Origin of the sequence: Vibrio sp. WZ-1, assembly GCF_052037695.1 — a bacterium.
Classification (GTDB): Bacteria; Pseudomonadota; Gammaproteobacteria; order Enterobacterales; family Vibrionaceae; genus Vibrio.
In genome coordinates this window covers 1-7862 of record NZ_JBQEQR010000025.1, presented here as the reverse complement: position 1 = coordinate 7862, position 7862 = coordinate 1, and the positions used below count along the sequence as shown (strand labels likewise).

Here is a 7862-nt window from a genome sequence, read left to right as displayed (position 1 = left end):
CTTTGTCATGACTTTGCTTGTTAAAATATAGAAAGATCCCCCAGAGTGCATTGACTAAACCGAAGACCCAAGCGAAATAATCAGGATTTTCCTGAATAATACTGTAAATAGACTCCATACTTCCTCATTTAGGCATAACGCCCAATTAAGGGGTGAGCAACGCTACCACCCAACCTAAAGCATTGTGCCGTAACCACTAAAATTGAAGTAGATGCAAAAATGCCGAGCGTTGGGAATCCCTCTTAAATTGTTTGTTATGTTTTACCACAAACACATGATTTAATTGAGAAAGAACTGCTATTTCTAACTGATTTTCTGAGGCAAACCACAAGGTAAGAACCAACTTGGCTACCAAAGGCGATTTACCAAAAACGTGTAGTTCCACTTCCCTGCCCAATGAGGCAACCCAAGGAACTTTCAGCAAGCGCCCTTTCTTTCCAACCAAAGCACAAGACAATGGCAAATTGCCGAGACAACTGCCAAGCCGAAATGCTAATTGGCTAAGAATCCTAAAGCGACTTTAAGCCAGTTATACAGACAACCGACCGCCACGACCTGACAATGAAGCAACCCGCGAACATTGGCATGTTTTACGGGCTGAGAGATTCAAGAACTTAGGCAGACAGTGCGGATTTGCTGAGTCTACTAGGGACGAATTACCAAAGGGACAAAGAACTAAACCCTAAGACCTTTAAGTCTTTGAATTTCAGTTAAACATAACGCCGCGTTAAGTGGTGAACAACGCCTACCACCAAACCCAAACCCCTTGCACCTTAAACACTTAAGCTGACTTGAACTGAAATCGCCAAGCGTTGTGAATCCGCCTTAAACGCCTTGTTAGGTGTGTGTTCCAATTGTTTTGAAGAAGACAGAACCAAACAAATACAAAATCAGTGGCGATACTTTAGACATCTTCGTGCCAAATTTGGCTTAACGCCACTCCCTTACTGAAGACTTTTTCACTGTCGTCTTCAAAGTTAACTACCACCTGGATGTCATTTTCGTCATCAGACAGTTGCACCCAATCAACCCATTCTATAGCAGGTGAAATTTGTCCATCTTCATAGAGTATCCGAAAACCTTCACCCAAATTTTCAGACAATACTAATTCTATCTTTTCTTTATTCATGCGCAGTTTTTCCATGAAAACTTGAATACACCTAACGCCGCGTTAAGGGGTGAACAACGCTACCACCCAACCTAAGCCATTGTGCTGTAAACACTAAAGCCGATTCAAACTAAAAATGCCAAGCGTTGTGAATCCCTCTTAAACGCCTTGTTAGGGCTGTGACTGAAGGGACTGTTTTTCTTTAAAGTAAAGATACATTGGGAGCCCAAACGACACGCCAACTGACAAGGTTCCCAACACAGCAAAATATCGATACTTCACTTTATGTCTTTGCCCGTCCATTAAGATGAAACCTAATAGAGCAATCGCACCAACCAAGACATCAAGCCAAGCCATAATACTAATGGGGTTTGCCACCGCTTCGCTGAGCAAAAGACTAATATCTAAGCCATTGGTTACTACCCAAGGAACTAACGCTCCATACGGCAGCAATATACCTAACAAAGTAAGAACTAGATAAAACCTTACCATTTCGCCATCCTTGAATTTTTTGTAGTAAGCCCTAACGCCGCGTTAAGGTGTGAGTAACGCAATGCAGAAGCCTCAGCATTGCACCTTAAACATAGAACTCAACGCACACCCAAAATGCCACGCGTTACGAATCACTCTTAAACGCTTTGTTAGGCCAATTTAACTCTGATGTGAGCAGCTGGTGTATATGATAAACATCTTTATACTGCTCTCTACCAAAAGACAGACCATCCTGCTTCTTTAGCTTAACAGCAGGGTGAACATTATTACGAACTGAACGCAAAAAGTTTGCCATCGCATGCCTACTATAGACAAACCTTTCTGTTTCAAATCTAGGCAACCAACCAGCCTCAAAGCAGACATCAATTAACGTTTCTAATTTCCACGTTAAGGGATTTTTCGACTTTAGTTTTTTATTGGATAACCCTAACCTTTGTAAAGCGCCCTTAACTGTCGATTTATTATTTATACAAGTAATTATCAACCGCGTTTCAATTGCAGAGCCAAGCATAACTGAAGCCGCAAAATATGCTTCGCCTTTTGATGCATTGATAGCTTCTAGTTCATATATATGTGCTAATGCCAACAACCTTTCATTTTCATCTTTGGTGAATACTGAACTGTAACCGATAGAGCGTAACTCTTTGAATTTATTGTTATCTTCGCGGTATAGTTTCGCCATTTCTGGAGCATCAAACTCTTCAAATGTTTCCAATAGCTTATTTTCAAGAACAGCATCATACTTAGCCGCAAGCTGTAGATATTCATCAGGGGCATCGGACAGATGCCAAAATTCATCATCTTTTAGTCCATATTCTCTTTCGACGCTGTTCATTGCATTACTAATTGGTTGAAGCTCTTCGTCATAAAAACCATTAGACCACCTCAACTCGTGCACCTGATTTTCGATGGCGTAACAGGTATAGAATGCAAGCTCATGCTCAGAAATATTGCCAGAATCATATCTAGCGTTCGCAACTAAAAGAAACTCCTTAGCCCGCTTTTCAACAGACTTCATATCTCTAATGTCTACTTTTGACCGAAAAGTGTCACTTTCTAGCAGCTTTTCCAATTCGATAGTTTTATGCGCTCTATCTTCAAAATGCCCTATTGCATCTAAAAGTTTACTTTCTTCTTCATTCTTGTTTTCCAAACGCCAATCCTCGCTGTTGGCCTAACGCCCTGTTAAGGTGTGAGCAACGCAATACCGAAGCACCCGCATACCACCTTAAGCACAGAAATCAACGCATAGCAAAAATGCCACGCGTTGCGAATCACTCTTAAACAGATTGTTAGGTTTTAGTTACCATCACGTCGAGTTTAGCCTAAATAGGTGACTATATACTTTTTACCATAACCGTCACACTTGAAGCTAAGCGTTAGCAACTGACCATTTTTGAGAGGAAGCACCTGTAATTGGTTTAAGGGGTCAGAAGGGTCAATTTTTCGAACAAATTCAGGGTGAAGAGTTGCATCAGAGATACTATCACTGTCTGAAATTAGTGAGAGTCTTCTATTGTCAGGTTCCATCGGTATGATGCGGAACTTACTTGTATGGGTTGAATAGCCATCATAAATTTCTGCATTCCCTCCTGCGAATTCAGACAAAAAGATTGGGGGACTAGAGCGTTCGACCGATAGAGTTAAATTAACCTGACCGTCAGAGCCCTGACTATCTTTTTGTACCAGCCTAAGTTGATATTTCATTAAAACTCCTTGTATATCAATTTAGTAAGCAGGTATCAGTGTACAACAACACTGTCAGTCCGAAAACCTAACGCCGCGTTAAGGGGTGAACAACGCCACCACCTAGCCTAAACCATTGTGCCGTAAACACTTAAGCTGAATCAAACTGAAAATGCCAAGCGTTGAGAATCCCTCTTAAACGCTTTGTTATAAAGATTTTTCACCTGAATCTACTCGATTTTCCAGCAACTGCCTGTTAATTATCCGTGTTGAATAAACTGGAGTAGTTTGAGTCAACATACCGAAGCCGACCAAAAGCATTAAGCTAGAAACGAAAATACTTTGAAAGTTAGGTGCTGATAACAGCGTTGCCACGCTATAAGTAAACCAAAAAAAGCCAACAAAGAACCCTAGTAAACCAAAAACTGAGTTATAAATTGCATAGGCATAATCTAGTTTTTCAATTTTGATTTGGAAGTTGGGTTCACTAACTTTTGATAAATCAGGCACGATACGTCCACAACGGAGGATATGCTTAAAGGATACTTGATCCCCAACTCTTTCTTTCAATGATAGGAGCCCATTTAGAAGCACCATACTAACCTTTACCTTGTGTGTAAGGCGAAAGACTTCAACTTCAATTTCAGATTTAATGTGGCTTTTTAAGCGAGGATCTAAACCATCCAAATTCTGGAGCTTTGTCAATGTGTCTAACCTGCGCCTCTTATGAGATAAATAGTATTCAGTAATTTTTGGCAAGTTAATAAGCACGGAAAATGCAAGAACAAGCAAAATACCAACGTAGTTTCCTGAATCAAGGAAATCTAATAACTTGTCTACAAAAGTCACTAGGTCTAAATTCACAGTCGAACTCCTGAATCTTTATAACGCCCTGTTAAGGTGTGAGCAACGCAATACCGATGCCTCCGCATACCACCTTAAACACTAAACGCAACGCATAGTGAAAATGCCACGCGTTGCGAATCACTCTTAAACAGTTTGTTATATTTCAAATATGTATGAACCATTGACTGCTTCAAGAAAAACCACTTTATTGAACACACTTTTATCAATTTTGTTTTTCAATATATCTATACTTTCTTCATAGTGCCCGTAATTGATCGCGTCTATTAATATCAGCCACCATTGCTCATAATTATCATAGTAAGGTGCTATTTTTGAGGATTTTCTCTCAATGCAATACTTAGCATTTTTAAGCATTTCTTCCACAACAAGACAACCCTCTTCATACTCGTCGAATACCCCGCATTTGAATACTTGCTGATTGTCTTTAAGTTCATGGCGATCGAAACTCACAGACAATCCATCTGATATAATATAAAGCTTTTTATTAAATACGCTCTCAGCTGTATCAAATGAATGGAGTAGTTCCAGTAATAACTTGCCATTTCGTTTCAAATTGCCAAACGGTCTTCTAATTTTGAAGTGAACATAAAATCCAACGTCCCATAAGTTGCAATCATAAGCTTTAAGGCTATTTTCCAAATAGGATAGAATTCTCATCCTGTCATCATCATAGCGCCTCAAAGCTCCCTGATATTCGTAGTGGTCGTTGAGTCTAGTAACTTCAATCGCAATATTTTCATTAAGTAAAAAGTCAGGGGGAACATTACCTTCTGGCTCAAATATTAAACTATGATGGGATATCGATTTTAAGTAATTCTCTGCCAACTTTTCTTCTTCATTCATAGTTGCTAATCTCAAATTGAAATATAACGCTCTGTTAAGGTGTGAGCAACGCAATACCGAAGCACCCGCATACCACCTTAAACACTTAAACCAACGCATAGCAAAAATGCCACGCGTTGCGAATCACTCTTAAACAGTTTGTTAACTGTCATTAGATACCGACTACCTCTCCCTCCGCACTAGATTCCGCAAGCATCGTTGTTAAGTAGTCAGTCATGTTAGGCGATTTTAGAAGAGTCTTAGATAGATGGTTGGATAAACTAAGTAACAACACAGCTAAAGCCATACCTGACTTTTTGTCATGAGTGTATTTCAATCTAGCCAGCTTAGTTTTGATGATTTGCTCATCCCAAGGTTCAAATACATATGAGCTAATCGGGTTACCCTGACTGTCGGTTTCTAGCTGAGTAACGATGGCACCATCCAGAAAGCACATTACGTTTGGATTGCTATTACGATTATTTTGGGCTAACTGTGCTCTCACATCTGCAGTCGTGCAGTTACCTGAACCTCCAAAAACCATGAAGTTAAACAAGTTATTTCTGATATCTTTGACACCTGAAATTCCAAACTGTTCTCCTAATTGAACTCCATGTCCAATATAGTGCTTATTGACAGCCTCACGAACCATTTGGCTTTTTAGCGTATCGATTGAGTTGGAAAAGTTAACTATTTGCTTACTGTTTTTGTTATACGTGGATTTTATTTCACCGATAGCGTAAACAGATTCGTATGGAAAGTACTCAGTACCATTTTCAGTGTCGTATAAAATCGGTGTAGCACTAGAATCAGCTATAATTACGTCAAACTGTGCACTGATATTTAAGTTCTTATCTACAATATGCCCATGCCCAACATAGTACTTTTCGGGTAATCGCTTTCGGAGAAACTTACGGATTGGTATTTCAAGTTCGTCCCCACTCGCATCTATATCTCCTGTTGCATGAACAATAGATACTGACCTTTTGCTGTTCAGCAAGTCTTGAGCTTCTTTTTCGTAAATATCGCCAATACGAAGTGTTTTCATACTTTCTTCAACTTTCCAATATGCTGCCAATGACAGTTAACGCCCAATTAACGTGTGAGCAGCGCAAACACTGAGCTTAAACATTGCGCCTTAAACACGAAATTCAACTCGAAGTGAGAGCGCCAAGCGTTGCGAATCACTGTTGAATTGTTTGTTATATTTAATATTACACAATCGATAACCATCTCATTATGAGTCCGGCGATATACAAGCCTAAACAAATCGCCCAAAATCGAGCTATTGCATGCCCGATTTTTGCTTTAGGGTTATTCGCAGATCTCCATAAAGATCTAGTGGCAAAAATACCAAATGTTAAGAAGAATATAGACATTGAAATTTTCATGAAAACTATATAGTAGCTATCAATCCAACCAACTAACTTCATTTGCAGTAAAGCCATATTAATAGCTGTAACCACTGCAAACGTAAGAATATAGCCAACAATACTTACCAATACGACGGATTGCCAGACTGCTATTTCGCCGTTCCATGCTCGCTTAATAAACACCAAGTACTCCTTACTTATATTAAATATAACGCCCTGCTAAGGGGTGAGCAACGCAATACCGAAGCCGCCGCAAACCACCTTAATCACTAAATTCAACGCATAGTAAAAATGCCACGCGTTGCGAATCCCTCTTGAGCAGTTTGTTAGTTTGCAAACCCAAAGCGTTGATTTTACGTTATTTTAAACTATGCAAACAACAAGCATTATGTGCTTTGATGCACTTAAGTCAGGCTTAGTCTCAAAGCAGCTAGTCAATGAAACCACTTGGAACAAACAACGCCGTAGAAAACGAACTCACAACACCAAAAAGCGCTTTTGGAAAGCTAATCTCACAATGCGGACTTTCAACAAAGTCACTGAAACCACGTGGAACTTGCCACACCAAAGAAAGCGTCACTTCAGCGAGTAGATCGGCTTTTATAACCAACAAACTCAACGAGCAGAGTCTCAGCAAAAAAGTTCAACTCAGTTAACCCAAAAGTCGCCGCACCAAAGAACAAATCAACCGTTGAAACGATACCAATTTTGAGTTTACACCACGCAAGTTAACACTGAAATTGAACGCCGATAAGACAATTTCGACTTTAAGCTTTTACCACTAGATCTTGCGATATAGGCGCGTTTTTCCTCTTGCAAACTAACGCCGCGTTAAGTGGTGAACAACGCTAACCACCAAACCTAAACCATTGCACCTTAAACACTAAACTCAACTTAAACTGAGTTCGCAAAGCGTTGTGAGTCCGCCTTAAACGCCTTGTTAGGCGAAGTTTCCCACCTGCGTTTAAGTGATTTTGAAAGCAGATTACCCGAAACACTATAACCAACAAAATGCACACGCACTTTTTGCGATTCAAGAACCACAAAACTCACTATGTTACAGCCTCACTTTTAACGTTTACAAAATTTAGCCTTTCAGCGACTAAGGGGCTTTTGGATCTGAGAAACTAACAGCTACGAGCTAATAGCAAAAACGAAAGCTTCGATTGACTTGCCCTGACCACACTTTGAGCCAGTGAAACTCACCACCAACCTGCACCAAAAGCCAATGAGGCAACCCACAAACTTTGGCTTGTTTTACGGCTGGAGAGATTCAAGAACTTAAGCCGACAACGCTAAATTGCCGACTTAGAAAAACGAATGCTCAAAGAGAACTAAGAAGATGAGAACAAAGAACTTTTCTGCCCGTCGCCTAACGCCTTGTTAAGGTGTGAGGCACGCAATACCGAAGCCTCCGCATAGCACCTTAACCACTAAAACTAACGCATGGTAAAAATGCCACGCGTGCCGAATCACTCTTGAACAATTTGTTATGCCTAAATTGTTTGCAGCTC

At 40.1% G+C, this 7862-nt stretch carries 9 protein-coding genes; all 9 read right to left on the bottom strand.

Going from position 1 to position 7862, the window contains the following annotated elements:
- Positions 1-904: 904 nt before the first annotated feature.
- The 9 genes from ACTS60_RS00445 to ACTS60_RS00405 all read right to left on the bottom strand — a co-directional run bounded on the left by ACTS60_RS00445 (position 905) and on the right by ACTS60_RS00405 (position 6967).
- A complete protein-coding gene (locus ACTS60_RS00445) occupies positions 905-1129 on the bottom strand; it encodes a hypothetical protein (protein ID WP_440886741.1) in 225 nt (74 codons plus the stop codon).
- A gap of 150 nt (positions 1130-1279) precedes the next feature.
- A complete protein-coding gene (locus ACTS60_RS00440; protein WP_134837652.1) occupies positions 1280-1600 on the bottom strand; it encodes a DUF2834 domain-containing protein in 321 nt (106 codons plus the stop codon).
- A 124-nt stretch (positions 1601-1724) separates the two neighbouring features.
- Complete coding sequence (locus ACTS60_RS00435) at positions 1725-2753, bottom strand: hypothetical protein (RefSeq protein ID WP_440886740.1); 1029 nt, start codon at positions 2751-2753, stop codon at positions 1725-1727.
- 167 nt (positions 2754-2920) lie between these two features.
- Complete coding sequence (locus ACTS60_RS00430; protein WP_005446110.1) at positions 2921-3307, bottom strand: hypothetical protein; 387 nt, start codon at positions 3305-3307, stop codon at positions 2921-2923.
- Between the two features lie 186 nt (positions 3308-3493).
- On the bottom strand, positions 3494-4150 hold the full coding sequence (locus tag ACTS60_RS00425) for a hypothetical protein (RefSeq protein ID WP_059678532.1): 657 nt from the start codon (positions 4148-4150) through the stop codon (positions 3494-3496).
- Positions 4151-4288: 138 nt separating this feature from the next.
- Complete coding sequence (locus ACTS60_RS00420; protein WP_069544460.1) at positions 4289-4996, bottom strand: hypothetical protein; 708 nt, start codon at positions 4994-4996, stop codon at positions 4289-4291.
- A 151-nt stretch (positions 4997-5147) separates the two neighbouring features.
- Positions 5148-6023, bottom strand: coding sequence for a DUF6602 domain-containing protein (locus ACTS60_RS00415; protein ID WP_440886739.1), 876 nt, complete (start codon positions 6021-6023; stop codon positions 5148-5150).
- Between the two features lie 166 nt (positions 6024-6189).
- Entirely contained in the window at positions 6190-6531 is a 342-nt protein-coding gene (locus tag ACTS60_RS00410) for a hypothetical protein (RefSeq protein ID WP_045372035.1), read from the bottom strand.
- Positions 6532-6778: 247 nt separating this feature from the next.
- Entirely contained in the window at positions 6779-6967 is a 189-nt protein-coding gene (locus ACTS60_RS00405; RefSeq protein ID WP_440886738.1) for a hypothetical protein, read from the bottom strand.
- Positions 6968-7862: the final 895 nt, after the last annotated feature.